The sequence below is a fragment of the Pseudomonas sp. HD6515 genome, assembly GCF_024971855.1.
Taxonomy (GTDB): Bacteria; Pseudomonadota; Gammaproteobacteria; order Pseudomonadales; family Pseudomonadaceae; genus Aquipseudomonas; species Aquipseudomonas alloputida.
The window spans coordinates 4867708-4894651 of record NZ_CP079827.1 but is presented as its reverse complement, the minus strand read 5'-3'; the positions used below and the strand labels follow the sequence as shown (position 1 = coordinate 4894651).

The window sequence follows — 26944 nt, the reverse complement described above, 5'->3', positions numbered from 1 at the left end:
GCGAAGGGTTTGCCGGTATGATAGGCACCCCCGCCGTCCGGATTGCGAAATACGCCATGACCGTGCAGTACCCAACCATCGCCGATTGCGTCGGCAATACGCCACTGGTTCGCCTGCAGCGCATCGCTGGCGAAACCAGCAATACCCTCCTGCTCAAGCTCGAAGGTAACAATCCTGCCGGCTCGGTGAAAGACCGCCCGGCACTGTCGATGATCGCTCGCGCCGAACTGCGCGGCCAGATCAAGCCAGGCGATACCCTGATCGAAGCCACCTCCGGCAACACCGGCATCGCCCTGGCGATGGCGGCGGCGATCAAGGGCTACAAGATGATCCTGATCATGCCCGACAACTCCACCGCCGAGCGCAAGGCCGCCATGACGGCCTATGGCGCCGAGCTGATCCTGGTGACCAAGGAGGAGGGGATGGAAGGCGCCCGTGACCTGGCCGAGAAGCTGCAGGCCGAAGGCCGTGGCCTGGTGCTCGACCAGTTCGCCAACGGCGACAACCCGATCGCCCACTACAACAGCACCGGCCCGGAGATCTGGCAGCAGACCCAGGGCACCATTACCCATTTCGTCAGCTCCATGGGGACCACCGGTACCATCATGGGCTGCTCGCAGTACCTCAAGGAACAGAACCCCGCGGTGCAGATCATCGGCCTGCAACCGATGGAGGGCTCGGCTATTCCGGGCATTCGCCGCTGGCCCGAGGAATACCTGCCGAAAATCTTCGATGCCACCCGCGTCGACCGCGTGGTCGACATGTCGCAGCAGGAAGCCGAAGACACCACCCGTCGCCTTGCGCGTGAAGAGGGCATTTTCTGCGGCGTGTCTTCTGGTGGTGCGGTCGCGGCCATGTTGCGCCTGTCCCGCGAAGTGGAAAATGCGGTCATGGTTGCGATCATTTGCGACCGCGGCGACCGTTATCTGTCCACCGGCCTGTTTGATCCACGCTAAATGTCCAAGAAAAAAAGCAACAGCGGCCTGCGCTTCCAGCCGGCCGGCGGCAATCGCACCCCCCAGGTCCCAGTGGGAAAGAAGCAGCGCCTGGACATCGAGCGCCTGGCCGGTGACGGCCGTGGCATTGCCTTCCTCGACGGGCGTACCTGGTTCGTCAGCGGCGCCTTGGCCGGTGAGGCCGTGGAGGCGCGGGTGCTCAACGCCCGTGGCAAAGTGGTCGAGGCACGCCTGGAGCGGTTGCTGCAGGCCGCGCCCGAGCGCCGTGAGGCGCCATGTCGCTACTACGACCGCTGCGGTGGCTGCAACCTGCAGCACCTGCCGCACGACGCGCAACTGGCGCTGAAGCAGCGCACCCTCGCCGAGCAGTTGCAGCGGGTGGCCGGCGTGCAACCCGAGGCGTGGGCTGCCCCCCTGAGCGGGCCGGAATTCGGCTACCGGCGCCGCGCCCGTGTGGCCGTGCGTTGGGACGTCAAGGCGCGTCAGCTGGAGGTGGGTTTCCGCGCCGAAGCCAGCCAGGACATCATTGCCATCGACGATTGTGCAGTGCTGGTACAACCCTTGCAGTCCATTTTGCGCCACTTGCCGACGGTGCTGCGTTCGTTGAGCAAGCCGCAGGCGCTGGGCCATGTAGAGCTGTTCAGTGGCACCGCCGAGGCGGTTCTGGTGCGCCACGTCGCGCCGTTGCCGGCCGAGGACCAGGCCAGGCTGCAAGCGTTCTGCGAGCAGGCCAACGCCCAGCTATGGCTGCAAGGCGAAGGTGAGCCGGCGCCCGTGGACCCAGCGGCGCAGTTGGGGTTTGCCCTGGCACCTTGGCAGCTGGAGCTGGCCTGGCGCCCGGGCGATTTCGTGCAGGTGAATGCCCAGGTCAATACGGCGATGATCGAGCAGGCCCTGGCCTGGCTCGCGCCACAAGCCGACGAGCGTGTGCTGGACTTGTTCTGCGGTCTGGGCAACTTTGCCCTGCCGCTGGCCCGCCAGGCGCGTGAGGTGGTGGCAGTGGAAGGTGTACAGGCCATGGTCGATCGGGCCGCGGCCAATGCCCGGAACAACAATGTGCATAACGCACGGTTTTTTCAGGCCGATTTATCGCAGCCTTTGGCAGGCACCGGATGGGCCGCCGAGGGCTTTTCTGCGGTACTCTTGGATCCACCGCGCGACGGTGCTTTCGAGGTGGTGCAAGGCATCGCCCGCCTCAAGGCCAGAAGGCTGGTCTACGTATCGTGCAACCCGGCCACGCTGGCGAGAGACGCCCAAGTGCTGGTCGGCCAGGGGTACCGGTTAAAAAGGGCCGGGATTCTCGACATGTTTCCTCAGACGGCGCATGTCGAGGCCATGGCGTTATTCGAAGCGGGCTAGCTGACTGGCCCCTTGGTGCGGTTGCCACGGAATGGCGGCCGCACGGTGATCGCCAGCACACCCGTATGGTGTGCTGCATGGAAAGGTAAAACAAAGATGGTACAGGTGAGAGTGCACCAGCCGGTCAACACCGACGGCAGTATCAATCTCGAAGCATGGTTGGACCATGTGGTAAGCGTCGATTCGGCACTGGATCGCGCAGCGCTGAAAGAAGCCTGCGAGTTTGCTCTTGAGGTAGAGAAAAAGGGCAACCCGGCCAAGCATTCCTGGGCGGATGGTACGTCCAGCTTCCAGGCAGGCCTGGAAATCGCCGAAATTCTTGCTGACCTCAAGCTCGACCAGGACTCTCTGGTGGCTGCGGTCATCTACCGCTCGGTGCGCGAGGGCAAGGTCACCCTCGCCGAGGTCAGCCAGCGTTTTGGCCCGGTGGTGTCCAAGCTGATCGACGGCGTGCTGCGCATGGCCGCCATCAGTGCCAGCCTCAGCCCACGACAGTCGCTGGTGCTGGGCTCGCAGGCGCAGGTCGAGAACCTGCGCAAGATGCTGGTGGCCATGGTCGACGACGTGCGCGTGGCGCTGATCAAGCTGGCCGAACGCACGTGCGCAATTCGGGCGGTCAAGTCCGCCGATGACGAGAAACGCCTGCGTGTCGCGCGTGAAGTGTTCGACATCTACGCGCCGCTCGCACACCGCCTGGGTATCGGTCACATCAAGTGGGAGCTGGAAGACCTGTCCTTCCGCTACCTGGAGCCCGACCAGTACAAGCAGATCGCCAAGCTGTTGCATGAGCGGCGACTGGACCGCGAGCGCTTCATCAGCGACGTGATGAACCAGTTGCAGAACGAGTTGCTCGCCACTGGCGTAAATGCCGACATCAGCGGTCGGGCGAAACATATCTATTCGATCTGGCGCAAGATGCAGCGCAAAGGCCTGGAATTCAGCCAGATCTACGACGTGCGTGCGGTGCGCGTGCTGGTGCCGGAAATCCGCGACTGCTACACCGCGCTGGGCATCGTGCACACCTTGTGGCGGCATATTCCCAAGGAGTTCGACGACTACATCGCCAACCCCAAGGAGAACGGCTACCGCTCGTTGCACACTGCGGTAATCGGCCCCGAGGGCAAGGTGCTGGAGGTGCAGATCCGCACCCACGGCATGCACGAAGAGGCCGAACTTGGGGTATGCGCCCACTGGCGCTACAAGGGCACCGACGTCAAGCCCAGCTCCAACCACTACGAAGAAAAGATTTCCTGGTTGCGCCAGGTGCTGGAATGGCACGAAGAGCTGGGCGACATCGGTGGCCTGGCCGAGCAGTTGCGGGTCGACATCGAGCCTGACCGGGTTTATGTGTTCACCCCCGACGGCCACGCCATCGACCTGCCCAAAGGCGCCACGCCACTGGACTTTGCCTACCGCGTGCACACCGAGATCGGCCACAACTGCCGCGGCGCGAAGATCAACGGCCGTATCGTGCCGCTGAACTACAGCCTGCAGACTGGCGAGCAGGTGGAGATCATCACCAGCAAGCACGGCAACCCTAGCCGTGACTGGTTGAACTCCAACCTGGGCTACGTGACCACCTCACGGGCGCGGGCCAAGATCGTCCACTGGTTCAAATTGCAGGCCCGCGACCAGAACGTTGCTGCCGGCAAGACCTTGCTTGAGCGCGAACTCAGTCGTCTGGGCCTGCCGCAGGTTGATTTCGAGCGCCTGGCCGAGAAGACCAACGTCAAGACCGCCGAGGACATGTTTGCCTCGCTCGGTGCTGGCGACCTGCGCCTGGCTCATCTGGTCAACGCTGCCCAGCAGTTGCTGGAGCCTGAGCGTATCGAGCAGATCGAGCTGGTGCCGCGCAAGCCTACCGGGCCGCGTACCGGTAAGCGTGGCGACATTCAGATCCAGGGTGTCGGCAACCTGCTGACACAGATGGCCGGCTGCTGCCAGCCGCTACCGGGCGATGCCATTGTCGGTTACATCACCCAGGGCCGTGGCGTGAGCATTCATCGCCAGGACTGCGCCTCGGTACTGCAGCTGGCGGGCAAGGAGCCAGAGCGCATGATCCAGGTGAGCTGGGGGCCGATCCCGGTGCAGACCTACCCGGTCGACATCGTCATCCGTGCCTACGATCGCCCGGGCCTGCTGCGCGATGTGTCGCAGGTGCTGCTGAACGAGAAGATCAACGTGCTGGCGGTGAATACCCGTTCGAACAAGGAAGACAACACCGCGCTGATGTCGCTGACCATCGAGATTCCAGGCCTGGACGCGCTGGGGCGCCTGCTGGGGCGGATCTCGCAGTTGCCGAACATCATCGAGACGCGGCGTAATCGTACCCCTTGAGACCGGGGCGTCTGCTTCGCGGGTAAACCCGCTCCTACAGGTAAGGTGCAGATTTCGAAAGCTGCACCCATCCTGTGGGAGCGGGTTTACCCGCGAAGAAGGCGCCACTGAAAGGACCTGATTGAATGACCTACACCCTTGACGACCTGCTGCATCTCATGGCCCGCCTGCGCGACCCGCAGTACGGCTGCCCGTGGGACCTGAAGCAGAACTACGCCAGCATCGTCCCACACACTATCGAAGAGGCCTACGAGGTCGCTGACACCATTGAGCGCGGCGATTTCGAGCACTTGCAAGGCGAGCTGGGCGATTTGCTGTTCCAGGTGGTCTACTACAGCCAGCTGGCCCGCGAAGAAGGGCGTTTCGAGTTCGATGGTGTGGTCGACAGCATCACCCGCAAGCTCATCCGCCGCCACCCGCACGTTTTTCCGACTGGCGAGCTGTACGCGCCGGTGGACACGCCCAGCCTGAGCGAAGCCCAGGTCAAGTCGCGCTGGGAAGAAATCAAGGCCGAAGAGCGCGCGGAGAAGAGCCAGCCCGAACAGCTGTCGCTGCTTGATGACGTGCCGGCAACCTTGCCGGCGCTGTCGCGGGCAGCCAAACTGCAAAAACGTGCGGCCACGGTCGGTTTCGACTGGCCGGCGGCGTTGCCGGTGCTGGACAAGGTCCGCGAAGAGCTGGATGAAGTGCTGCAGGCCATGGCCGACGGCGACGCCGATGCGCTGGAAGATGAAGTCGGCGACTTGCTGTTTGCTGCGGTCAACCTGGCCCGCCACCTCAAGCAAGACCCAGAGCATGCGCTACGCCGCGCCAATCGCAAGTTCGAACGACGTTTCCGTTTTATCGAACAGGCATTGCGCGACAGTGGCCGCCCCATTGAAGATTGTGACCTTGACGAGCTGGATGCCCTTTGGGGGGAAGCCAAACGTCAGGAAAAGAACCTGCCCAGCTGCGGCTGAGCTGTTGCATAAGTGAGTGAATATTCATGAGCCTTTCCCTTCGCGACCAATTGCTCAAAGCCGGTCTGGTCAACCAGAAACAGGTCTCGCAGACCAACAAAGCTGAAAAGAAACAGAAGCGCATGGAGCACAAAGGCCAGGTCGAAGTCGACGACAGCCAGCAGCGCATGGCCAAGGAAGCCATGGCTGAAAAAGCCCGGCGTGACCAGGAACTGAACCGCCAGCAGCAGGAAAAGGCCGAGCAGAAGGCCCGTGCCGCGCAGGTCAAGCAACTGATCGAGGCCACTCGCCTGCCCAAACTGAGCACCGAGGATTACTACAACTTCGTCGACGACAAGAAGGTCAAGCGCATTGCCGTCAACGCCCTGATGCGCACCAAGCTGAGCAACGGCGCGCTGGCCGTGGTAGCCCATGCCGGTGGTTACGAGGTTATCCCCCGTGAGGCCGCCTTGAAGATCCAGGAGCGCGACCCTGGCCGTATTCTGCTGCTCAACAGCCATGTCGAGGAAACGGACGAAGACGACCCGTACGCGGCTTACAAGATCCCTGATGATCTGATGTGGTAAACACGAAAACCTCGCCTTGGCGTTAATGCGGTTCATTCAAGATCGCAGGGCCGCTCTGCGGCCCTTTCGCGACACGCGCGTTCTCAAGAAGACGCTGGCCTTGCGTCGCGAAAGGGTTCGCCGCTCACCGAACCGGCGCGGTTAGTCACTTGTACTATCGTCTTGGTTCCCTCCGTTCGTCGGACATTTCTTAGGGTTCCGGCACAACGGCTAGCCTCCAGCTTAGCGTCAGGGATAGCGCTGAACATTCGGTCCAGGAAGGGCCAGTACGCCTCGTCGTCCCGACGCTTTATCTGCTGAGGAGACGACAATGAAAATAACCCTGAAACGGTTGGCGTGCCTGGGTGCGAGCTTCACCAGTGCGTTCGCCATGGCCGATGCGGCCAGCCCGCCGGTGCTGTCACCTGCGATTCCCTTCGATGTCACCGCCAATCCCCCCTTCACCCTGGACAACCTGCAACACGATTTCGACGTGCTGTCGTGGCAAACCTTCGTCGCCCTGAACTGGCCCGCCAACGCCGACGGCAGTGCCAACACCTCGGCGAAGATCGGCGCGCCCGGCAAGACCGTGTGGGAGTCGTGGAAAGAAAGCTACGAGATTTTCCTGCCCAAGGGGCAGAAGCCCGTCGCCTGGGACCAGCAGGCGCCCGTGCCCGCGGCCTGTGAAGGCAAGGGTGACTTGCCGGTGCTGCAACAGATGGGCAAGGTCGCCGGGGTGCTCGATGAGTTCATCCAGCCGTTCAAGACCGGCCCGCTGGTCGACCAAAGCGGCACCTACACGCGCAACGCGATCATGGTCAACCAGCCAATGTTCGATGACATCGTCAACAATGGCCTGTACAGCAAGGAAGGCCAGCAAGCGTTCCTGAGCAAGGCCGACAACCGCATCGCTTTCGCCTGCGGTTCGCAAAAGGCCCAGCAGGTCGGCGCGATCATGGTCAAGTCGGCCTGGAAAGTGCTCGATGGCAGCGACAACCCGCAGGAGTTCCACGCCGTCGACGCGCTGGTCTACACCCCCGGCAACGCCGACCCGAACAAGGGGGCGGTGATCCCCGAATCGTGCAATGCGCAGAAGGTCGGGCTGGTAGGCCTGCACATCGTGCACAAGACCGAAGGCGCACCGCAGTGGGTATGGTCGACGTTCGAGCACGTGCGCAACGTGCCGGAAAAGACCACGCCAATGAACGAGCGCAAAGGGCCCTACCTGTTCTACGACGCCCAGGCCAGCAACCGCCCGGTGAACGAGCCGCCCGCGCAACCATGGGACCCGTCGAAGAAGGCCATCCCCTCGCAGATCGTGCGTGAAATTCCCGTCACCGCCGCCACCCAACAGCTCAACGCGCAGTGGCAAGGCGCGCTCAAGGGCACGGTGTGGGCCAACTACCACCTGATCAGCACCCAGTGGCCCACCGCCCCGGCCGATGACTGCCAGGTGCCGTCGCCGACCAACCCGCTAGGTACGCCTGCGCCGAACTTCCTGGCTAACGCCACCCTGGAGACCTACAACCAGGGCACCACCCCGCAGGCCTCGTCCAGCTGCATGGAGTGCCACAACAACGCGACCACCCGCGTGACCCAGTCGCCACGCACCAGCTTCGCCGATTTCACTTTCCTGCTTGAACGTGCCCAATCCACCGGCGCCAAGGAGTGATGCCATGAGCGACCAGAACCTGCAGAACTTCATCGGCTTGTCCGCCGTGCTCACTGGCCTGTCGGCCAAGCTGCTGGCACCTTCCGTCGACCCGATCAACCTGCCGCCGGTGTTCTTCGCCACCGCCCAGCAAGGCATGGGCCTTGAGGCGTTCAGCAGCCTGCTGGAGCTGTACGCCAGCATCCAGAGCCAGCCGCCCGCGCAAATCGCCAGCGCCGTGCTCGCTAACGCGAACCCGCAAATCGCCCAGGGCGCCCGCTCGATCATGAAGCTGTGGCTGCTCGGCAGTTGGTACCAACCCTACGACCTGGGCAACGCCCGCACGGGTGACACGCGTGTGGTCTCCGACCAGGCCTACAAGGAGAGCTGGGCGTGGAAGATCGCCCAATCTCACCCTATGGGCTACAGCCAGTTCCACTTCGGGTACTGGGGTGAACAGCCACCGACCCTCAAGCAATTCACCGGTGTCGACGCCAAGGAAGGGCAGCAGCCATGAGCAATGTACAAACCCAGAACATCGAAACTGCCGATGTGATCGTGGTGGGCGCCGGCATGGCCGGCAGTGTCATGGCCTACCAGTTGGGCCTGGCCGGGTTGAAAGTGCTGGTGCTCGAATCGGGCCCGGCCATTCCGCCCAATCGCAGCGAGTACCTGGAGCGCTTCTACACCGCGGTGCTCAAAGCGCCCGAGTCGCCGTACCCACCTGAGCAGAGCGAGCAGACCCCGGCCACGCAGTTCGCGCCACGGGCGACCATCCAGGACCTGATCACCGCGGGTAGCCAAGACCCGAACAAGGCGCAGAAAAGCTACCTGGTGCAGAAGGGGCCGCACCTGTTCGCCAGCACCTACGAGCGGGTAGGCGGCGGCACCATGTGGCACTGGATGGGCACGGCCCTGCGCCTGTTGCCCAACGACTTTCGCATGCGCACTGCGTACAACGTCGGGGTCGACTGGCCGCTCAGTTACGACGACCTGCAGACTGCCTACTGCCGCGCCGAGGAAGAGATGGGCGTGTCCGCGGATGTCGCCTCGCAGACTTACCTGGGCGTGACCTTCCCGCAGGGCTACAAATACAGCATGCATGGCATCCCGCCGTCGCTGGTTGACCAGGGCCTGGGCAAGCACGTCACGGGCACCGTGTACCAAAGCCCGGAGAAGGGGCCCGACGGCAAGCCGTACCCAGGTGTCACCCTCAACGTCCGGCAGACGCCGGCCGGGCGCAACTCGCAGAATGATAACGGCCGTCGGGTGTGCGCTGGCAATACCAGCTGCACGCCGATCTGCCCGATCCAGGCCAAGTACGACGCCACCGTGACCATGGCCAAGGCACTGGATACCGGCAACGTGCGCATCCTTTACCAGACCGTGGCGAGCCAGGTGCAGGTCGATGCCAATGGGGTCACGGGCATCGATTTCATCCAGTACCAGAACAATGGTACGCGCCAGAACGGCACGGCCCAGGGCAAACGCTACGTAATCGCCGCCCACGCGATCGAAACGCCGAAGTTGCTGCTCAACTCCATCGGCCCGAACAGCCCTAAAGGGGTCGCCAACAGCAGCGGCCAGGTCGGCCAGGCGTTGGCTGACCACCCGGTGTACCTGGCCTGGGGGCTGATGCCCGAAGGCAAGCCGCTGTTCCCGTTCCGTGGGCCGTTGTCCACCTCGGGGATTGAGGACATGCGCGATGGCCCGTTCCGCAGCCAGCGTGCCGCCTGGCGTATCGAAATCGGCAACGAGGGCTGGAACTGGTCGGTGAATGACCCCTACACCTCGGTCTGCGATTTCATCGACGGCACCAACCACGGCGGCGCTAACCCCAGCAAGCTGGCGTTGTCCGGCCAGGCGCTGGTGCAGCAGCTCAACAGCGTGCTGACCCGCCAGTTCCGTCTGGGCTTCTTGATCGAGCAGGTGGAGAAAGACCCCGATAATGCGCTGTGCCGGGTGGAGAGGAGTACGGAGTTCGCCGACGGCTTGGGCCTGCCTCGGCCGCAGATCACCTACGAACTGTCCGACTACACCAAGGAGGGTTTCAAGCAGGCGCGCCTGGCCGCCACGCACATCATCACCGAACTGATGGGCGCTACCGAGCTGACCGACCTGAACCCTAAGCTTGAGCCCGGCTCGCAAACGGTGTTTGAGTACGACGGCCAGAACTACCCGTTCTACGGCGCTGGCCACCTGATGGGCACCTACCGCATGGGCTCGGACCGCACCACGTCGGTGGTGGACAAGGACCAGCGCAGCTGGGACCACCCCAACCTGTTCCTGGTCGGCGACGGCGTGTTCCCCACTACCGGCACCGCCAACCCGACCTTGACCATCACCGCGTTGACGTTCCAGGCCGCCGACGTGGTGGCCAGCGACCTGCTCAAGCGCACCGTGCAGGTGCAGGCCAACCAGGCATGGCAGGGCACGGGCATGCAGGTCAATGGGCAGAGCTGGCAGTTGGCGGTATGCACGGGCGGGCAGTGGACGGCGAACCCGGCCACCGGCATGGTTGGCGCGGCGGGCAACCCAAGGTTGATCGCCAAGCCCGGCTATGCCTTGCCTGGTCAACCGGAAGGGGCGTTGATCGGGCGTATCGGCAACAGCGGTGCGCCGTTCCTGGTCGGCAACCAGGTGCAATTGCCGCGTGGCCAGCAAGGTGAGCTGCAGCTGTGCATCAATGACGACCTGGACGGGCGTTACGGGGCTGGCCTGAGCGATAACCTGGGCAGCCTGTCGGTAGAGGTGCGTTTCGGGGCGGTGTAGGCCCTGACATGGCAACCCCACAATGCTCCGGTAATGCCGCAGTATTGTGGGGTTGCTCACTCAGCCCTGGTGAGTCAGGGGGTCGCCGCAATGGGCAGGGTCATTGCGTGGTGCGCTGGTTTTCCAGGTCTTCAAGCTCTACGCGGTATTGGTGTGCTTCGTGTTCGTTATGGAACATGCCCACCAGTTGGCCTTGCTGGTACACATCCCAGATCCGCACGCCAGCGGCCAGGCCTTCGTGGGACATTCTCGATTCGTCGCGTTCGGTTACTTGGACAGTCATCGGTAAACTCCACTTCTTCAAGATGGCTGCGACAGTGTGTCGCACGTCTTCTTTATAGAGTTTGTTAGCAGACTAAGTAAGTAAAACAGGCATGAAACAAGTTTCATGAAGCTCGAAGGGATGCTGCCTGGGGGGGCTTTTTCGCAGCAAAGAAAAGCCCCGCACAGGGCGGGGCTTCAGGTGTTGCAGGCAGTGCGCGATCAGTTGCCCTTCACCGGCTTGCCATCGACCGTGCCATCCTGCAGCACGATCACGTACTCCTTGCCATCGGTCTCCACCTGGCGCAGTTGCACCAGCAGGTAGTCCCAGTTCTTGGCGAACCACAGCTCGGTGATGCGCTTGCTCTGGCTGGGATCGCGCACGCGCTCGACCTTCACGGCATCGACCTGGCCGGTCTTGGTGGTGACCTTTTCGGTGCCCAGTACGCGGAAGTCGTAGGTGTCGATCTCGTCGCCGTCCACCACCTGGTAGGTCATGCTCTTCTTGCCTGCGGCCACGTCGTGCTGCAGGGCCAACTGGTAGGAGGACTTGTCCAGTACGCCGCGGTTCAGTGTCAGGTTGACGGCATCGCCACGGTCGCTGCCGGTGATCTTCTTGGTGCTCCAGTCGAAGTTCAGGTCGACCTTTTTGGCCTTGCCCAGGCCGCCGCGCTCGAAGTGGTACTTCTGCGGCAGCAGGGTGTCGTTGTCCAGGCGCAGGGTGCTTTGCTCGGTCAGGCTGGCGATCATCATGGAAGCCTTGAAGTTAAGGTCCCAGGTACCATCGGCATTTTTGACCAGGCTGCGCTCGGCGGTGCCGCTCATGGGCAGCTGCTTCCAGTCGGCGGTGTAGCTGGCCGAGAAGGGCTTCAGTTCAGCTGCCTGGAGGGGCAGGGCGAGCACGGCGAGAGCCAAGAGCAGGGCGCGACGCATAAATTCTCCTAGGATCGAATCAAGTGACCGCTGGCCGCCAGTGGCTGGCCGTCCAGTAATGCACCGTGTTCGCCGAGACGCAAGCGCCCTTCAGCGAACCAGCGCACCGCCAGTGGGTAGATCAGGTGTTCCTGATGGTGTACCCGCTGTGCCAGGCTTTCGACGGTGTCATCAGACGCCACCGGTACCACAGCCTGTACGACCAGTGGGCCGCCATCGAGTTCCTCAGTCACGAAGTGTACGCTGCAGCCATGCTCGGCGTCGCCAGCTTCCAATGCCCGGCGATGCGTATGCAGGCCCTTGTACTTGGGCAGCAGCGACGGGTGGATGTTGAGCAGACGGCCCTGATAGTGGCGCACGAAGTCGCCACTGAGGATGCGCATGAAACCGGCCAGCACGACCAGGTCCGGGGCAAAGCCGTCGATGCGCGCCATCAGCGCGGCATCGAAGGCTTCACGGCCGTCGAACTGGGTGTGGTCGAGCACGACGCTGTCGATGCCGGCCGCTGCGGCGCGTTGCAGGCCGTAGGCATCGGCGCGGTTGGAAACCACCGCGCGGATACGCACCGGGCTGTCCTGCCCTTGGCAGCTGTCGATCAGGGCTTGCAGGTTGCTGCCGGAGCCCGACAGCAGTACCACTACATTGCAGGTCTTGCTCGGCATCAGTGTGCCTTGAGGTTCTGCAGCTCGACCTGGGCAGCGCCTTCGGCGGCTTCGGCGATGTGGCCGATTACCCACGGTTGCTCACCGGCGGCGCGCAGTTCGTTCAGGGCGGCTTCGACCTGGTCCTGGGCCACGCAGATGACCATGCCCACGCCGCAGTTCAGTACGCGGTGCATTTCGTGCTCGTCGACGTTGCCTTTTTCCTGCAGGAAGTCGAACACCGCCGGGCGCTGCCAGCTGGCCACGTCAACCACGGCCTGGGCGTTTTTCGGCAGTACGCGCGGGATGTTGTCCAGCAGGCCGCCGCCGGTGATGTGGGCCATGGCCTTGACGGCGCCGGTGTTTTTGATCAGCTGCAGCAGCGGTTTGACGTAGATGCGGGTCGGCGCCATCAGCAGGTCGGTCAGCGGCTTGCCGTCCAGCTGGGTGTTCTCGATGTCGGTAGCCGACACTTCGAGGATCTTGCGGATCAGCGAGTAGCCGTTGGAGTGCGGGCCCGAGGACGGCAGGGCGATCAGCGCATCACCGGTGGCAACCTTGGAGCCGTCGATGATTTCGGCCTTTTCCACCACGCCTACGCAGAAACCGGCCAGGTCGTAGTCTTCGCCTTCGTACATGCCAGGCATTTCGGCGGTTTCACCACCGACCAGCGAGCAGCCGGCCAGTTCGCAACCGGCGCCGATGCCGGTGACCACGGTGGCGGCCACGTCAACGTTCAGCTTGCCAGTGGCGTAGTAGTCGAGGAAGAACAGCGGCTCGGCGCCGCAGACGACCAGGTCGTTGACGCACATGGCGACCAGATCCTGGCCGATGCTGTCGTGCTTGTTCAGGTTCAGCGCCAGGCGCAGCTTGGTGCCGACGCCGTCGGTGCCGGAGACCAGCACCGGCTGTTTGTAGCCGGCCGGGATCTCGCAGAGGGCGCCGAAGCCGCCCAGGCCACCCATGACTTCAGGGCGTGCGGTGCGTTTTGCCACGCCCTTGATGCGTTCGACCAGTGCTTCGCCGGCGTCGATGTCTACACCGGCGTCCTTGTAGCTCAGGGAGGGTTGCTTGCTCATTGATCCAGGCCTTTAGGAGGGAGGGATTCTTAAAAACGACCATGACGGCCAAGGCCGGCTGATAAGCGGCGGCGGTCTGAAACGTCAGTGGTCTGTGAAGGCGCGCGATTTTATCAGGGTTGCCGGGCAGCGGCCATCCTCAGGCCGACGGGCAGGGCGGTAATTGTTGAAAAAAGCGGGAGGGTGGTTGATGCGGTTGCATGTGTATAAGCTGCAAGCAACGAGCTTGCGGCTGCACGACAATGCAGCCTGGCGCTCGGCCTGCTTTTTCTTGCAGCTTGAAGCTTACGGCTTGAAGCTCGACTGGACAGGAATCCTCCATGCGTTTGTTCAATATTCTGGCAGCCGGTTGCCTGGCCCTGATCTCGGCCACGGCCCTGGCTGAAAATGTCTCCGGCCTTTATCAGGTGCGCGAGCCGGTCACCGGGCCGGGCGCCGAAGCCCGTACCGCGGCCACAGTCAAAGCCCTGGACACGTTGGTGCAGCGTCTGACCGGTGACCCAAAGGCCGTGCAGAGCCCTGCATTGGCCGAGCTGCGCAAGGACCCACAGCAGATCATCAACCAGGTGGGCAGCGAAGCCGGCCCGCCTGAGTCGGTCGTGGTCGAGTTCGACCCCGGTAGCACCGAGCGGGCTTTGCGCAAGGCTGGCCTGGCTTTGTGGGGCAGTAACCGGCCCTCGATACTGGGGTGGTGGTTGAACGACACCGTTGAGGGCAGCAACCTGGTCGGTGATGGCCAGGCCAGTGCCCAACCCCTGCGCCGCGCCGCCCAGCACCGTGGTCTGCCGTTGCGCTTGCCGCTGGCCGACTTGCAGGAGCAGCTGGTCGCCAATGCCAAGCAGATCGAAGGCAACGATCCGGCGCCGCTGCGCGAAGCTTCCGAGCGCTACGGCGCCGATGCTTTGCTGGCGGTACATGCCCAGGAAGCCGACGGCAAGTGGCAGGGCAAGTGGCAGCTGTGGCTGGGCGACCAGCGTGAGCAGGGCACTGCCGAGGGCGCCGACCAGGCCGCCTTGGCTGACGCGGTGATGATGGCGGTAAGCAGCCGCCTGGCGCCGCGCTACGTTACCCGGCCGGGTGCCAGCAGCCAGTTGCAGGTGCAAGTGCAGGGCATGAACCTGCAGCGCTATGCTGAGCTGGCCCGCGTGCTGGAGCCCTATGGCCCACGCTTGCAGGCGGCTGAAGGCACTACCCTGACCTACGGGGTTACGGGCAATCGTGAACAGCTACGTGCCCAGCTTGGCCTGGCCAAGCTGCAGGAAGTGCCGGTCGAGCAGGCACCGGCGGTGCCGGCCATGCCAGCACCGGCAGTGGACGCCGCAGCCGGGCAGCCCGCGCCTGCGCAGCCAGCACCCAAGCCGTTCGACGGCTTGCGTTTCCGCTGGTAAGGGGCGCTTACCGTGACTGACATGCGTCGCTGGATCTGGCTGGGCGCTGCACTGCTGATCGCTGTGCTGCTTTATAGCCTGCACAATATTCTTACGCCGTTCCTGGTCGGCATCATGCTGGCCTACCTGGCCGACCCGCTGGTCGATCGTCTCGAGCGCCTGGGGCTTTCGCGTACCTGGGGTGTGGTGGTGGTGTTCGGCCTGTTCACCCTGTTGCTGTTGGCGTTGTTGCTGGTGCTTGTGCCGATGCTGGCCAAGCAGTTGGTGCGCCTGTACGAGTTGGCGCCGCAGATGCTCGACTGGCTTGAGCATGTCGCGCTGCCGTGGGTACAGGGCCGCCTTGGCCTGGCCGATGGTTTCTGGAAGTTCGACAAGATCAAGGCCGCCATCGGCGCGCACATGGGGCAGACCACCGATATCGTCGGCATGCTGCTGTCCCAGGCCACCGCCTCAAGCCTGGCGTTGGTGGGCTGGTTGGCCAACATGGTGCTGATTCCGGTAGTGGGCTTCTATCTGCTGCGCGATTGGGACTTGATGATGGGCAAGCTGCGCGGCCTGCTGCCGCGCCAGCGCGAGCCACAAGTGATGGGCCTGGCAGGTGAATGCCATGAAGTGCTGGGGGCATTCGTGCGCGGGCAACTGATGGTGATGCTGGCCCTGGGCGTCATCTATTCAGCCGGCCTGATGCTGGTGGGGCTCGAACTCGGTCTGCTGATCGGCATGCTTGCAGGCCTTGCGGCCATCGTGCCGTACATGGGCTTCATCATTGGCATTGGTGCCGCGCTGGTGGCTGGCCTGTTCCAGTTCGGTGGCGACCTGTATCCGATGCTGGGCATCGTTGCGGTGTTCATGGTCGGGCAGGCGTTGGAGGGTATGGTGCTGACCCCTCTGCTGGTGGGCGATCGCATCGGCCTGCACCCGGTTGCAGTAATCTTTGCCATCCTCGCCGGGGGTGAACTGTTCGGCTTCACCGGTGTGCTGCTGGCGCTGCCGGTGGCGGCGGTGATCATGGTGCTGCTGCGGCATGTGCATGCCCTGTACAAGGAATCGGATATGTACGCCGGGAACATCGACCCGGAGCTTTGAACACCCTGTGTTTCGTCTTGAGCTGTTTCGCGCCCGCGAAATTGAGCGCCGCCTCGCGGCGCCCGATCTCGCGGGCGCTGAGCACGGTTTGTCCTGCATCCGTCGTTCGCTTGTGCAGCGCAACTTGTTGATTTTGCTTGCCCTATCTGCAGTCGAGATTGTGCGCCCCGCGTTGCGGGTATAGACTTTGCAGATTGTTCACCAAAGGCCCCCAGCGGTCCCGTCGACCGCCCGCGAGCATGAAACCACCGATCCAGTTGCCCCTGGGTGTGCGCCTGCGCGATGACGCCACCTTCATCAACTACTATCCGGGCGCCAATGCTGCGGCATTGGGTTACGTCGAGCGGCTATGCGAAGCCGACGCCGGCTGGACCGAGAGCCTTATCTACCTGTGGGGCAAGCAGGGTGTTGGCCGTTCCCACCTGCTGCAGGCCGCCACCCATCGCTTCCAGCAACGTGGCGAGCCTGCTGTGTACCTGCCGCTGGCGCAATTGCTCGATCGTGGCGTCGAACTGCTCGACTACCTGGCCCAGTACGAACTGGTGTGCATCGACGATCTGCACGTGATCGCCGGCAAGGCTGATTGGGAAGAGGCCATGTTCCACCTGTTCAACCGTTTGCGCGACAGCGGCCGACGCTTGCTGCTGGCTGCCTCGGCATCACCGCGTGAGCTGCCGATCAAGCTGCCGGACCTGAAGTCGCGGTTGACCCTGGCCCTGGTGTTCCAGATGCGCGGCCTGTCCGACGAAGACAAGCTGCGCGCCTTGCAGCTGCGAGCTTCGCGCCGTGGCCTGCACCTGACCGACGAAGTCGGCCATTTCATCCTCACCCGCGGCGCGCGGAGCATGAGCGCGTTGTTCGACTTGCTCGAGCGCCTCGATCAGGCGTCGCTGCAGGCACAACGCAAGCTCACCATTCCTTTTCTCAAGGAAACCCTCGGCTGGTAACCCCCTGAAAACCCTGGGCCAGAGCGGTAAAACAAAAAAGTCACATCTTTTTCGATAAAATTTGCAAATGGCCATGATAGAGGGCATAGTTTCACCCTTCTAAAGGATTACAGACACGGTCGTGCCCATGCTGAAGCGCTTCGCACCCCTCGTGCCACTCGCACTCGTGACCCTGCTTTTTGGCTGCGCGGCCCAAGGCCCGGTATCTCAGCCCCAGGATCACACGCCGATCACTGCACAATCGGCAATCAACGCCAAAGCCTCTTCCTCGTCGGTGTTCGGCGAGCCGGAAGAGCTGGCCACCGAAGATGACCTGGCGTCTTTCTCCGGCAGCAAGCCTTACCAATTGCCGGTTCTGGCTGACAGCATTCTCGAGCGTGGCATGTCGTTGATCGGCACCCGCTACCGCTTCGGTGGTACCTCGGAAAAGTCCGGCTTCGACTGCAGTGGCTTCATCGGTTACCTGTTCCGCGAAGAGGCGGGCATGACGCTGCCGCGCTCCACGCGTGAAATGATCAACGTCGATGCCCCGAAAGTGGCCCGCAACAAGCTCAAGCCAGGTGACCTGCTGTTCTTCAGCACCAATGGCCGTGGCCGGGTAAGCCATGCCGGGATCTACCTGGGTGACAACCAGTTCATCCACTCCAGCAGCCGCCGCAGTGGTGGTGTGCGCATCGACAGCCTCGGTGATCGTTACTGGAGCAAGACCTTCATTGAAGCCAAGCGAGCCTTGGCCATGGCGCCGACCAACATCGCGCGCAACTGATATCAAAATGATGTACCCTGCCGCGGCGGTGATGCTTTAAAAAAAGCTCGCCGCCGTGCTCATTTACAGAAAGCGTCTAATCTAAATTCTCAACTCTTTTCGGCTGCAGCGCAGCGGTCTCAGACAGGATGTTCTGGCCATGGTAAAGATGGCGCGCTTCGCATTTTTCTCCTTGGCAGCCTTGCTGGCTGCATGCTCCAGCCGTGCGCCTGCGCCGGCCCCTGTGGTACAGCCGCAGGTTACCTATAGCCAGCCCAGTCCTTCACCGATTGCCGATGACGTACTGATCCGCGCCATTGGTCTGGTTGGCACGCCCTATCGTTGGGGGGGCAATACGCCGGACTCCGGCTTCGACTGCAGCGGCCTGATCAAGTATGTGTACCGTGATGCTGCTGGCATCAGCCTGCCGCGCTCGACGCGAGAGATGATTGTCATGCGCGCACCGACGGTGGATGTCAGTTCGCTGCAGTCTGGTGACCTGGTGTTCTTCGCCACCAGTGGCGGCTCGCAGGTCAGCCATGCCGGCATCTATGTCGGGGACGGGCGCTTCGTGCATGCACCTTCCACCGGTGGCACCGTGCGCCTGGACTACCTGTCGAACAGCTACTGGGCCAAGGCCTACCTGCAGGCCAAGCGGGTGATTCCGCAAGGGCATCTGGCACAGAACCCTTGATATCCATGCCTGTAAGCGGTCCCGTTGAGCTTGGGGCCGCTACAGGCTGCCGAGATTCAGGGGGCTACGACCACCCGCCAAAATCACATTGTCGCCATCGTCGGCCACCGGTATCCCGCCTTGGCCTGCTTCAGCTGGCCTCGCGCCGGCCTCATTGAAGTCGCGCATACTTTGGCGGCATCACCCGCTTCGATTGACGCTCCCGGTGCAACCCTCTAACCTTCGCGGCGTGTTTCAGGTGCCCTGCCAGCCCCGACTGGGCAGGGTGAAACTGGGAAGCCGGTGGGCGCCAGCATGGCGCGATTCCGGCGCTGCCCCCGCAACGGTGGATGAGTAAAAGGCCGCGCAGGGCCACTGGATGCCAGCATCCGGGAAGGCGCGCAGGCCAGGGCCAAGGCCCACTCACAAGCCCGGAGACCGGCCTGATACTGCCAACGGCATCACGGAGGGTGATGCGCGGTGCACCGTGGCGCCCAGCCATGGCCTCTGCGCGTTCTCCGTTTGCCTGCCTATTACCTGTCGCCGCGCATTGCCGTGGTGCCAGCCAGCGGAGAACCCTGATGAGCGATTCCACCGAACGCGACGAACGCCACCTGGCGCGCATGCAGCGCAAGAAGGCGGTCATCGACGAACGCATCGCCAATTCCCCTAACGAATGCGGCCTGCTGCTGGTGCTGACCGGCAATGGCAAGGGCAAGAGCAGTTCGGCCTTCGGCATGCTCGCGCGCGCCTTGGGCCACGGCATGCAATGCGGTGTGGTGCAGTTCATCAAGGGCCGCAACAGCACCGGCGAGGAGCTGTTCTTCCGTCGCTTCCCTGAACAGGTGCGCTACCACGTGATGGGCGAGGGCTTTACCTGGGAAACCCAGGACCGCCAGCGTGACATCGCCGCTGCGCAAGCCGCCTGGGCGGTGTCGCGCCAGTTGCTGCAGGACCCTGGTGTACAGTTCGTGGTGCTGGACGAGCTCAACATCGCCCTCAAACATGGCTACCTCGACCTGGACCAGGTACTGTCCGACATTCAGGCCCGCCCGCCCATGCAGCATGTGATTGTCACTGGCCGCGCTGCGAAGCCTGAGATGATCGAACTGGCCGACACCGTGACCGAAATGGGCATGCTCAAGCACGCCTTCCAGGCCGGTATCCGCGCACAGAAGGGCGTCGAACTGTGAGTCGATCGCGCCACTGCCCCGCCGTGTTGATCGCGGCACCCGCCTCAGGCCAGGGCAAGACTACCGTCACTGCTGCGCTGGCCCGCCTGCACCGCAACCTCGGGCGCAAGGTGCGGGTGTTCAAATGCGGGCCCGACTTTCTTGACCCGATGATTCTCGAACGGGCCAGTGGCGCGCCGGTGTATCAGCTGGACCTGTGGATGATCGGTGCCGAGGAAAGCCGTCGGCTGCTGTGGGAAGCTGCTGGCGAGGCTGACCTGATCCTCATCGAAGGGGTGATGGGGCTGTTCGACGGCACCCCGTCAAGCGCTGACCTGGCGCGCCACTTTGGCGTGCCGGTGCTGGCGGTGATCGACGGCACAGCCATGGCCCAGACCTTCGGTGCCCTGGCCCTGGGCCTGGCGCGGTACCAGGCCGATCTGCCGTTCGCCGGCGTGCTGGCCAATCGGGTAGGCAGCCTGCGTCATGCGCAACTGCTCGAAGGCAGCCTGACCGAGGGCTTGCGCTGGTATGGCGGCTTGTCCCGCGAACGCGGCATCGAACTGCCCAGCCGCCACCTGGGCCTGGTGCAGGCCAGCGAGCTGAATGACCTGGACACCCGCCTGGACGCTGCCGCCGAAGCGTTGGGCGCCAGTTGCGATGCGGCGTTGCCGCCGCCAGTCAGCTTTGCCGAGCCTGAACCGCAAGCCTGCGTGGCCTCGCTGGCCGGTGTGCGCATTGGCGTGGCGCGGGACGAGGCGTTCGCCTTCACGTATGGCGCTAACCTCGACCTGTTGCGCAACCAGGGTGCCCAGCTGGTGTTCTTCTCGCCGCTGCACGACCACGAACTGCCGGCGGTCGACAGCCTGTATCTGCCGGGTGGTTATCCTGAGCTGCATCACCATGCGCTGGCCGCCAACGCACCGATGTGCGAGGCGATCCGCGCCCACCACGCGCAGGGCAAGCCATTGCTGGCCGAGTGCGGCGGCATGCTTTACCTGCTCGATGCCCTGACTGACGTGGCCGGTGAACGTGCCGAACTGCTCGGCCTGCTGCCGGGTGAGGCGACCATGCAGAAGCGCCTGGCCGCCCTGGCGCTGCAGGCGGTGGAGCTGCCGGAGGGGACCTTGCGCGGTCACACCTATCACCATTCGCTGACCAGCACTGCGCTGGAACCGATTGCCCGGGGGCTGAGCCCCAACGGCGGGCGTGGCAACGAGGCGGTTTATCGTCTGGGCCGGCTGACGGCCTCTTACGTGCACTTCTATTTCCCTTCCTGCCCGGATGCGGCGGCGGCACTGTTGCGACCATGAATGATCACGCCTATAGCGACGCCGAGCGCGCCGCCATTTACCGGGCCATCGGCGAGCGCCGCGACATGCGCCATTTTGCGGGTGGCCAGGTGGCGCCCGAGCTGCTTGGCCGCTTGCTGGCGGCCGCGCATCAGGCGCCCAGTGTCGGGCTTATGCAGCCGTGGCGCTTTATCCGCATCACCCAGCGTGACCTGCGCGGGCGCATCCAGGCCTTGGTGGAGGCGGAGCGGGTACGCACGGCCGAGGCGTTGGGCGAGCGATCCGATGCCTTCATGAAATTGAAGGTGGAGGGCATAAACGATTGTGCCGAGCTGCTGGTGGCGGCCTTGATGGACAACCGCGAGCCTCACATCTTCGGCCGCCGCACCCTGCCGGAGATGGACCTGGCCTCGCTGGCCTGTGCCATCCAGAACCTGTGGCTGGCCGCGCGTGGCGAAGGGCTGGGCATGGGCTGGGTGTCGCTGTTCGACCCGCAGGCGTTGGCCGCGCTGCTGGGCATGCCCGCCGGGGCCAAGCCGGTGGCGGTACTGTGCCTTGGGCCGGTCGCCGCGTTCTATCCGGTGCCGATGTTGGTGCAGGAAAGCTGGGCCGAAGAGCGGCCCCTGAGTGAAATGCTTTACGAAAACCAATGGGGAGAGCGTCAATGAGCGTGGCCTTGCTGACCGTGGCCGGGGTGGCCCTGGACGCTTTGCTGGGCGAACCACAGCGGCGCCACCCCTTGGTGGCGTTCGGCAACATGGCCGGCACCCTGGAGCGCCGCCTGAATGCGGGCGGGCGCGGCTGGCGCAGCCACGGCGTGAGCGCGTGGTTTCTGGCGGTGGTGCCGCTGACCCTGGTGGCGCTGGTCCTTTCGTGGCTGCCGTATATTGGCTGGCTGGTTGACGTGCTGGCGCTTTACTGCGCCGTGGGGCTGCGCAGCCTGGGCGAGCATGTGCTGCCGGTGGCCAACGCCTTGCGCCAGGGCGACCTGGCGGAGGCGCGGCACCGCGTTGGCTACCTGGTCAGCCGCGAAACGCGCGAACTGGACGAGCCAGCAGTGGCCCGAGCGGCGACCGAGTCGGTGCTGGAGAACGGCAGCGATGCAGTGTTCGCCGCGTTGTTCTGGTTTGTGGTGGCCGGCGCGCCAGGCGTGGTGCTGTACCGCCTGAGCAACACGCTGGATGCCATGTGGGGCTACCGTAACGAACGTTTCGAGCGCTTTGGCTGGTGCGCGGCGCGCATCGACGATGTGCTCAACTACATACCTGCAAGGCTGGTAGCCCTGACTTATGCGCTGTTGGGCAAGACCCGTCTGGCCCTGGCCTGCTGGCGCAAACAGGGCCCGCTGTGGGACAGCCCCAACGCCGGGCCGGTGATGGCTGCCGGCGCCGGCGCGCTGGGCGTCGAGCTTGGTGGCCCGGCGGTGTACCACGGCGAACTGCATGAGCGGCCGCGTCTGGGCGAGGGTCCAGTGGCCGATGCCGATGCCATCGAGCGCGGCTGGCAGCTGGTGCAGCGCGGTGTGTGGCTGTGGCTGCTGATGATTTGCCTGGGGGCCTATATCAATGCTTGAACATGGTGGCCGCCTGTTACGCGCGGTGCAGCAATACGGTATTGCCCGTGAGCAGTGGCTCGACCTGTCCAGCGGCATTGCGCCCTGGCCATTTCCTGTCCCGCCGATTCCCGTCGACGCCTGGGCCCGCCTGCCAGAAACCGAGGACGGCCTGGAGGACGCCGCGCGCGCGTATTACGGCGCCCGCCAGTTGCTGCCGGTAGCCGGCTCCCAGGCCGCTATCCAGGCCTTGCCGCTGCTGCGTACAACGGCCCGGGTTGGCGTGCTGACGCCGTGCTATGCCGAACATCCTTATGCCTGGCAACGGGCGGGGCACCAATTGCTGGCGCTGGATGAGGCGCAAGTTGAGGCTGCGCTCGACGGCCTCGATGTGCTGGTGCTGGTGAACCCCAACAACCCGACCGGCCAACGGGTGTCGCGTGAACGTCTGCTGGCTTGGCATGCTCGCCTGGCGGCCCGCGGTGGTTGGCTGCTGGTCGACGAAGCATTCATGGATAACACCCCGGCGGACAGCGTGGTGGACTGCGCCGAACGCCCGGGGCTGATCGTGCTGCGCTCGTTTGGCAAGTTCTTCGGCTTGGCCGGCGTGCGCCTGGGCTTCGTTGCCGCCGAACACAGCTTGCTGCTGCGCCTGGCCGAGCTGCTCGGCCCCTGGACCGTCAACGGCCCGACCCGGGTGCTGGCCCAGGCCAGCCTGACAGATCAGACTGCCCAGCGCGCGCAGGCCGAACGCTGTGCTGCTGCCAGCGAGCAGCTTGCGCACGTGTTGCGCAGTGCCGGCCTGGCGCCTAGTGGTGGCTGCGACCTGTTCCAGTACGTGCGTAGCGAGCATGCTGCGCGGCTGCATGAATTTCTCGCCCGGCGCGGCATCCTGGTACGGCTGTTCGAACAGCCGGCAGCCGTGCGCCTGGGGTTGCCTGCCTGCACGGCGGACGAACAGCGCCTGGCCCAGGCCCTGGCGGCTTATCAGAAGGAAACGGCATGACGACCCTCATGGTGCAAGGCACCACCTCCGACGCAGGCAAGAGCACATTGGTGACCGCGTTGTGCCGCTGGCTGTTGCGCCAGGGCGTCGCTGTGGTGCCCTTCAAACCCCAGAACATGGCGCTGAACAGCGCGGTGACGGCTGATGGTGGTGAAATCGGCCGTGCCCAGGCGGTGCAGGCCCAGGCCTGCCGGCTACAACCGCACACCGACATGAACCCGGTGCTGCTCAAGCCCAACAGCGATACCGGCGCCCAGGTCATCATCCACGGTCGGGCGGTCACCAGCATGAATGCAGTGGCCTACCACGACTATAAAACCACGGCCATGCAAGCGGTGCTGGCGTCTCATCAACGCCTGAGTGCCGCGTACCCGGTGGTCATGGTCGAGGGTGCGGGGTCGCCGGCAGAGATCAACCTGCGTGCCGGCGATATCGCCAACATGGGCTTTGCCGAAGCGGTGGACTGCCCGGTGATCCTGGTGGCCGACATCAACCGCGGTGGTGTGTTCGCCCATCTGGTGGGCACGCTGGAACTGCTGTCGACCACTGAACAGGCGCGGGTCAAAGGTTTTGTCATCAACCGCTTCCGTGGCGATATCGCCCTGCTGCAGCCAGGGCTGGACTGGCTGGAACAACGCACCGGCAAACCGGTACTGGGCGTACTGCCTTACGTTACCGACCTGCACCTGGAAGCCGAAGACGGTATCGATGTGCGTCAAGGCGTCAAGCACGCGCGTGTGCTCAAGGTGATCGTGCCAGTGCTGCCGCGTATCAGTAACCACACCGATTTCGACCCGCTGCGCCTGCACCCGCAGGTGGACTTGCAGTTCATTGGGCCAGGCCAGCCGATTCCGGCTGCCGACCTCATCATCTTGCCGGGCTCCAAGAGCGTGCGGGGCGACTTGGCACAACTGCGCGAGCGCGGTTGGGACAAGGCCATCGAGCGGCACCTGCGCTATGGCGGCAAGCTGATCGGTATCTGCGGTGGCCTGCAGATGCTGGGGCGGGAAGTGCATGACCCGCTGGGGCTGGAGGGGGCCGCAGGCTCTAGCCAGGGGCTCGGCCTGCTCGACTATGCCACGGTGCTCGAAGCCGAGAAGCAACTGCGCAATGTGGCCGGCACGCTGAGCCTTGAAGCGGCAACGGTAACCGGTTATGAAATTCATGCTGGCGTTACGACGGGGCCTGCGCTGGCGCAACCCGCGGTCCAACTGGCTGATGGCCGCCATGATGGCGCTGTCAGTGCCGATGGCCAGATCCTCGCCACCTACCTGCATGGCCTGTTCGAAGGCAGCCAGTCGTGTGCCGCGCTATTGCGCTGGGCCGGGCTGGAGGATGTGCAGGCTATCGACTACGAAGCGTTGCGCGAACACGACATCGAGCGCCTGGCTGATCTGGTGGAGAAGCACCTGGACACCGCGCAGTTGCGCCAACTGTGTGGGGTAGCCTGACATGCGTAACCTGATTCTCGGTGGCGCCCGGTCTGGCAAAAGCCGCCTGGCCGAACAACTGGCCAGTGCCAGCGGCTTGCCGGTGACCTACATCGCCACCAGCCAGCCGCTGGATGGCGAAATGAACGAACGCGTGTTGCTGCATCGTCAGCGCCGGCCGGATGACTGGGGGTTGATCGAAGAGCCCTTGGCCCTGGCCGCGGTACTGCGCGCCGAAGCGGCCGAAGGGCGCTGCCTGCTGGTGGATTGCCTGACCCTGTGGCTGACCAATTTGTTGATGCTGGAAGATGACCAGCGCCTGGCCGAGGAGCGTGATGCCCTGCTGGCGTGCCTGGAACAGTTACCTGGCACCCTTATCCTGGTCAGTAACGAAACCGGCCTGGGCGTCGTGCCCATGGGCGAGCTGACCCGGCGCTATGTCGACCTGGCCGGCTGGCTGCACCAGGCCGTGGCCGAACGCTGTCAGCGTGTCGTGCTGACCGTGGCCGGCCTGCCCTTAATCCTCAAAGGACCTGCACTATGACCCAAGCCTGGTGGCGTGACGCCTGCCAACCCCTCGACAACGCCGCCATGGACCAAGCCCGCGCCCGTCAGCAGCAACTGACCAAACCTGCAGGCTCGCTCGGCCAACTTGAAGCGCTGGCGATTCAGCTGGCTGGCCTTCAGGGGCTTGAACGACCCACGCTCGATCAGGTTGCCATCACCATTTTTGCCGGCGACCACGGCGTGGTCGAAGAGGGCATCTCGGCCTATCCGCAGGCGGTAACCGGGCAGATGCTATGTAACTTCGTCGGCGGGGGCGCGGCGATCAGTGTGCTGGCGCGGCAACTGCAGGCCAGCCTGGACGTGGTCGACCTGGGCACCATTGACGCGCAGCTGGAACTGCCCGGCGTGCGCCATCTGCGCCTGGGCACTGGTACTGCCAACTTTGCCCGTCAACCCGCGATGACCGAAAACCAGCTGCAAGCGGCCTTGCAGGCCGGTCGCGACAGTGCCCAGCGCGGCGCCGAACAGGGCGCACAGCTGTTCATCGGTGGCGAGATGGGCATTGGTAACACCACAGCCGCCGCAGCCTTGGCCAGTGTTCTGCTGGGGTGTCCGGCGTCGGAGCTGAGCGGCCCTGGCACTGGCCTGGACAACGCCGGGGTACAGCACAAGGCTGAAGTCATCGAGAGGGCGCTGCGCCTGCATGGCCTGCGTGCTGAAGACCCGTTGCAGGTACTGGGCTGTGTTGGCGGTTTCGAGATCGCGGCGTTGGTCGGTGCCTACATAGGTTGTGCGCAGGCGGGTGTCGCGGTGCTGGTGGATGGCTTTATCTGCAGTGTCGCTGCGCTCGTGGCAGTGCGCCTCAACCCGCAGTGTCGGGCCTGGCTGTTGTTCGCTCATCAGGGCGCTGAGCCCGGGCACAAGGCCTTGCTTGCTGCACTGCAGGCCGAGCCCCTGCTGGCCTTGGGCTTGCGCCTGGGTGAGGGCAGTGGCGCTGCCTTGGCGGTGCCGCTGTTGCGCCTGGCCTGTGCGCTGCATGGGCAGATGGCGACCTTTGCCGAGGCCGCGGTGGCGGACCGCCCGGCATGATCCTCGACTTGCTGCGCCATGGTGAAACGGAACAGGGCGGCCTGCGTGGCAGCCTTGATGATGCCTTGACCGACAAGGGCTGGGCGCAGATGCGCCGCGCCGTGGCCGACGCCGGCCCGTGGCAGGTGCTGGTCAGTTCGCCGCTGCAACGCTGTGGGCGCTTTGCCGATGAGCTGGGTGCGCAGTTGAACCTGCCTGTGCAGCGTGAGCCCGCCCTGCAGGAACTGCACTTCGGTGATTGGGAGGGCCAAAGTGCCGCGCAGATCATGGAGCACCAGGCTGATGCACTGGGCCGTTTCTGGGCCGACCCTTACGCCTTCACACCGCCCAATGGCGAGCCGGTCGAGGCGTTTGCCGAACGGGTGCTGGCGGCTGTCGAGCGTTTGCGCCTTCAACATGCCGGCAAGCGCGTGCTGCTGGTCACCCATGGCGGCGTCATGCGACTGTTACTGGCCCGTGCCCGTGGCTTGCCCAGGGAGCAGTTGCTGCAGGTCGAGGTGGGCCATGGCGCGTTGATGCGGCTGGTGCCAGGTGGCGATGGGCAACTGGTCGAGGCACCCTGAG

Annotated in this window: 26 protein-coding genes and 1 riboswitch; of the genes, 22 read left to right on the top strand and 4 right to left on the bottom strand. The window is 64.2% G+C overall.

Going from position 1 to position 26944, the window contains the following annotated elements:
• Window positions 1-56: 56 nt before the first annotated feature.
• The 8 genes from cysM (at window position 57) to KW568_RS22620 (ending at window position 10579) form a co-directional block, all read left to right on the top strand.
• A complete protein-coding gene (gene cysM / locus KW568_RS22655) occupies window positions 57-956 on the top strand; it encodes a cysteine synthase CysM (protein WP_003252416.1) in 900 nt (299 codons plus the stop codon).
• Window positions 957-2315, top strand: coding sequence for a 23S rRNA (uracil(1939)-C(5))-methyltransferase RlmD (gene rlmD / locus KW568_RS22650; RefSeq protein WP_003252418.1), 1359 nt, complete (start codon window positions 957-959; stop codon window positions 2313-2315).
• A 96-nt stretch (window positions 2316-2411) separates the two neighbouring features.
• A complete protein-coding gene (relA, locus tag KW568_RS22645; protein WP_003252420.1) occupies window positions 2412-4652 on the top strand; it encodes a GTP diphosphokinase in 2241 nt (746 codons plus the stop codon).
• A 125-nt stretch (window positions 4653-4777) separates the two neighbouring features.
• Complete coding sequence (mazG, locus tag KW568_RS22640) at window positions 4778-5611, top strand: nucleoside triphosphate pyrophosphohydrolase (RefSeq protein WP_003252422.1); 834 nt, start codon at window positions 4778-4780, stop codon at window positions 5609-5611.
• Between the two features lie 26 nt (window positions 5612-5637).
• Complete coding sequence (locus KW568_RS22635) at window positions 5638-6177, top strand: DUF2058 domain-containing protein (protein WP_003252424.1); 540 nt, start codon at window positions 5638-5640, stop codon at window positions 6175-6177.
• 310 nt (window positions 6178-6487) lie between these two features.
• Window positions 6488-7828, top strand: a complete 1341-nt coding sequence (locus KW568_RS22630; RefSeq protein WP_054888941.1) for a hypothetical protein — start codon at window positions 6488-6490, stop codon at window positions 7826-7828.
• A 4-nt stretch (window positions 7829-7832) separates the two neighbouring features.
• Window positions 7833-8324 carry a hypothetical protein gene (locus KW568_RS22625; RefSeq protein ID WP_003252427.1) on the top strand — a complete coding sequence of 164 codons (492 nt, stop codon included), beginning with the start codon at window positions 7833-7835 and terminating at the stop codon, window positions 8322-8324.
• Window positions 8321-10579 carry a GMC oxidoreductase gene (locus tag KW568_RS22620; protein ID WP_003252429.1) on the top strand — a complete coding sequence of 753 codons (2259 nt, stop codon included), beginning with the start codon at window positions 8321-8323 and terminating at the stop codon, window positions 10577-10579. Before KW568_RS22625 ends, KW568_RS22620 begins: the two co-directional genes overlap by 4 nt.
• 100 nt (window positions 10580-10679) lie before the next feature.
• On the opposite strand, the gene KW568_RS22615 is transcribed toward KW568_RS22620, so the two are convergent.
• The 4 genes from KW568_RS22615 to purM all read right to left on the bottom strand — a co-directional run bounded on the left by KW568_RS22615 (window position 10680) and on the right by purM (window position 13493).
• The gene (locus KW568_RS22615) at window positions 10680-10862 is read right to left on the bottom strand and encodes a hypothetical protein (RefSeq protein ID WP_012053456.1); all 183 of its coding nucleotides are present in this window, start codon (window positions 10860-10862) and stop codon (window positions 10680-10682) included.
• 200 nt (window positions 10863-11062) lie between these two features.
• On the bottom strand, window positions 11063-11773 hold the full coding sequence (locus KW568_RS22610; protein ID WP_019752389.1) for a DUF3108 domain-containing protein: 711 nt from the start codon (window positions 11771-11773) through the stop codon (window positions 11063-11065).
• 8 nt (window positions 11774-11781) lie between these two features.
• Complete coding sequence (gene purN / locus KW568_RS22605; RefSeq protein WP_003252434.1) at window positions 11782-12435, bottom strand: phosphoribosylglycinamide formyltransferase; 654 nt, start codon at window positions 12433-12435, stop codon at window positions 11782-11784.
• Complete coding sequence (purM, locus tag KW568_RS22600) at window positions 12435-13493, bottom strand: phosphoribosylformylglycinamidine cyclo-ligase (protein WP_003252437.1); 1059 nt, start codon at window positions 13491-13493, stop codon at window positions 12435-12437. Before purM ends, purN begins: the two co-directional genes overlap by 1 nt.
• Window positions 13494-13813: 320 nt before the next feature.
• Between purM and KW568_RS22595 the strand changes: the two genes are divergently transcribed.
• The 14 genes from KW568_RS22595 (at window position 13814) to KW568_RS22530 (ending at window position 26943) form a co-directional block, all read left to right on the top strand.
• Window positions 13814-14881: a DUF2066 domain-containing protein gene (locus tag KW568_RS22595; protein ID WP_054888944.1), complete on the top strand. Its 1068-nt coding sequence runs from the start codon at window positions 13814-13816 to the stop codon at window positions 14879-14881.
• 12 nt (window positions 14882-14893) lie between these two features.
• Window positions 14894-15967, top strand: coding sequence for an AI-2E family transporter (locus KW568_RS22590; protein ID WP_003252442.1), 1074 nt, complete (start codon window positions 14894-14896; stop codon window positions 15965-15967).
• Window positions 15968-16206: 239 nt separating this feature from the next.
• Window positions 16207-16914, top strand: coding sequence for a DnaA regulatory inactivator Hda (gene hda / locus KW568_RS22585; RefSeq protein WP_003252443.1), 708 nt, complete (start codon window positions 16207-16209; stop codon window positions 16912-16914).
• A 127-nt stretch (window positions 16915-17041) separates the two neighbouring features.
• Window positions 17042-17680 (top strand): C40 family peptidase, encoded by a 639-nt coding sequence (locus tag KW568_RS22580; RefSeq protein ID WP_003252444.1) that lies wholly within the window; start codon window positions 17042-17044, stop codon window positions 17678-17680.
• Window positions 17681-17819: 139 nt separating this feature from the next.
• The gene (locus KW568_RS22575) at window positions 17820-18353 is read left to right on the top strand and encodes a C40 family peptidase (RefSeq protein ID WP_003252446.1); all 534 of its coding nucleotides are present in this window, start codon (window positions 17820-17822) and stop codon (window positions 18351-18353) included.
• Window positions 18354-18572: 219 nt separating this feature from the next.
• A riboswitch (cobalamin riboswitch) is annotated at window positions 18573-18794 on the top strand.
• Window positions 18795-18913: 119 nt separating this feature from the next.
• A complete protein-coding gene (gene cobO, locus KW568_RS22570; RefSeq protein WP_003252448.1) occupies window positions 18914-19525 on the top strand; it encodes a cob(I)yrinic acid a,c-diamide adenosyltransferase in 612 nt (203 codons plus the stop codon).
• Complete coding sequence (locus KW568_RS22565) at window positions 19522-20817, top strand: cobyrinate a,c-diamide synthase (protein ID WP_012053452.1); 1296 nt, start codon at window positions 19522-19524, stop codon at window positions 20815-20817. The genes cobO and KW568_RS22565 overlap by 4 nt, the downstream gene beginning before the upstream one ends.
• Window positions 20814-21464 (top strand): 5,6-dimethylbenzimidazole synthase, encoded by a 651-nt coding sequence (gene bluB, locus KW568_RS22560; RefSeq protein WP_003252453.1) that lies wholly within the window; start codon window positions 20814-20816, stop codon window positions 21462-21464. The genes KW568_RS22565 and bluB overlap by 4 nt, the downstream gene beginning before the upstream one ends.
• Window positions 21461-22369, top strand: coding sequence for an adenosylcobinamide-phosphate synthase CbiB (gene cbiB, locus KW568_RS22555; protein ID WP_003252455.1), 909 nt, complete (start codon window positions 21461-21463; stop codon window positions 22367-22369). Before bluB ends, cbiB begins: the two co-directional genes overlap by 4 nt.
• Window positions 22362-23354, top strand: coding sequence for a threonine-phosphate decarboxylase CobD (gene cobD / locus KW568_RS22550; RefSeq protein WP_087534850.1), 993 nt, complete (start codon window positions 22362-22364; stop codon window positions 23352-23354). Before cbiB ends, cobD begins: the two co-directional genes overlap by 8 nt.
• Entirely contained in the window at window positions 23351-24805 is a 1455-nt protein-coding gene (locus KW568_RS22545) for a cobyric acid synthase (RefSeq protein WP_014860998.1), read from the top strand. The genes cobD and KW568_RS22545 overlap by 4 nt, the downstream gene beginning before the upstream one ends.
• 1 nt (window position 24806) lies before the next feature.
• Window positions 24807-25328 carry a bifunctional adenosylcobinamide kinase/adenosylcobinamide-phosphate guanylyltransferase gene (cobU, locus tag KW568_RS22540; protein WP_003252463.1) on the top strand — a complete coding sequence of 174 codons (522 nt, stop codon included), beginning with the start codon at window positions 24807-24809 and terminating at the stop codon, window positions 25326-25328.
• Window positions 25325-26380: a nicotinate-nucleotide--dimethylbenzimidazole phosphoribosyltransferase gene (gene cobT / locus KW568_RS22535; RefSeq protein WP_003252465.1), complete on the top strand. Its 1056-nt coding sequence runs from the start codon at window positions 25325-25327 to the stop codon at window positions 26378-26380. The genes cobU and cobT overlap by 4 nt, the downstream gene beginning before the upstream one ends.
• On the top strand, window positions 26377-26943 hold the full coding sequence (locus KW568_RS22530; RefSeq protein WP_060546111.1) for a histidine phosphatase family protein: 567 nt from the start codon (window positions 26377-26379) through the stop codon (window positions 26941-26943). The genes cobT and KW568_RS22530 overlap by 4 nt, the downstream gene beginning before the upstream one ends.
• Window position 26944: the final 1 nt, after the last annotated feature.

Bases quoted from the DNA above. Each gene is read 5' to 3' on its own strand.
- KW568_RS22630 (WP_054888941.1), top strand. From the start codon at position 6,488: ATGAAAATAACCCTGAAACGGTTGGCGTGCCTGGGTGCGAGCTTCACC.
- rlmD (WP_003252418.1), top strand. From the start codon at position 957: ATGTCCAAGAAAAAAAGCAACAGCGGCCTGCGCTTCCAGCCGGCCGGC.
- KW568_RS22575 (WP_003252446.1), top strand. From the start codon at position 17,820: ATGGTAAAGATGGCGCGCTTCGCATTTTTCTCCTTGGCAGCCTTGCTG.
- mazG (WP_003252422.1), top strand. From the start codon at position 4,778: ATGACCTACACCCTTGACGACCTGCTGCATCTCATGGCCCGCCTGCGC.
- hda (WP_003252443.1), top strand. From the start codon at position 16,207: ATGAAACCACCGATCCAGTTGCCCCTGGGTGTGCGCCTGCGCGATGAC.
- cysM (WP_003252416.1), top strand. From the start codon at position 57: ATGACCGTGCAGTACCCAACCATCGCCGATTGCGTCGGCAATACGCCA.
- KW568_RS22530 (WP_060546111.1), top strand. From the start codon at position 26,377: ATGATCCTCGACTTGCTGCGCCATGGTGAAACGGAACAGGGCGGCCTG.
- bluB (WP_003252453.1), top strand. From the start codon at position 20,814: ATGAATGATCACGCCTATAGCGACGCCGAGCGCGCCGCCATTTACCGG.
- KW568_RS22620 (WP_003252429.1), top strand. From the start codon at position 8,321: ATGAGCAATGTACAAACCCAGAACATCGAAACTGCCGATGTGATCGTG.
- KW568_RS22625 (WP_003252427.1), top strand. From the start codon at position 7,833: ATGAGCGACCAGAACCTGCAGAACTTCATCGGCTTGTCCGCCGTGCTC.
- purN (WP_003252434.1), bottom strand. From the start codon at position 12,435: ATGCCGAGCAAGACCTGCAATGTAGTGGTACTGCTGTCGGGCTCCGGC.
- KW568_RS22610 (WP_019752389.1), bottom strand. From the start codon at position 11,773: ATGCGTCGCGCCCTGCTCTTGGCTCTCGCCGTGCTCGCCCTGCCCCTC.
- KW568_RS22580 (WP_003252444.1), top strand. From the start codon at position 17,042: ATGCTGAAGCGCTTCGCACCCCTCGTGCCACTCGCACTCGTGACCCTG.
- cbiB (WP_003252455.1), top strand. From the start codon at position 21,461: ATGAGCGTGGCCTTGCTGACCGTGGCCGGGGTGGCCCTGGACGCTTTG.
- cobT (WP_003252465.1), top strand. From the start codon at position 25,325: ATGACCCAAGCCTGGTGGCGTGACGCCTGCCAACCCCTCGACAACGCC.
- KW568_RS22545 (WP_014860998.1), top strand. From the start codon at position 23,351: ATGACGACCCTCATGGTGCAAGGCACCACCTCCGACGCAGGCAAGAGC.
- cobU (WP_003252463.1), top strand. From the start codon at position 24,807: ATGCGTAACCTGATTCTCGGTGGCGCCCGGTCTGGCAAAAGCCGCCTG.
- relA (WP_003252420.1), top strand. From the start codon at position 2,412: ATGGTACAGGTGAGAGTGCACCAGCCGGTCAACACCGACGGCAGTATC.
- purM (WP_003252437.1), bottom strand. From the start codon at position 13,493: ATGAGCAAGCAACCCTCCCTGAGCTACAAGGACGCCGGTGTAGACATC.
- KW568_RS22595 (WP_054888944.1), top strand. From the start codon at position 13,814: ATGCGTTTGTTCAATATTCTGGCAGCCGGTTGCCTGGCCCTGATCTCG.
- KW568_RS22615 (WP_012053456.1), bottom strand. From the start codon at position 10,862: ATGACTGTCCAAGTAACCGAACGCGACGAATCGAGAATGTCCCACGAA.
- cobD (WP_087534850.1), top strand. From the start codon at position 22,362: ATGCTTGAACATGGTGGCCGCCTGTTACGCGCGGTGCAGCAATACGGT.
- cobO (WP_003252448.1), top strand. From the start codon at position 18,914: ATGAGCGATTCCACCGAACGCGACGAACGCCACCTGGCGCGCATGCAG.
- KW568_RS22635 (WP_003252424.1), top strand. From the start codon at position 5,638: ATGAGCCTTTCCCTTCGCGACCAATTGCTCAAAGCCGGTCTGGTCAAC.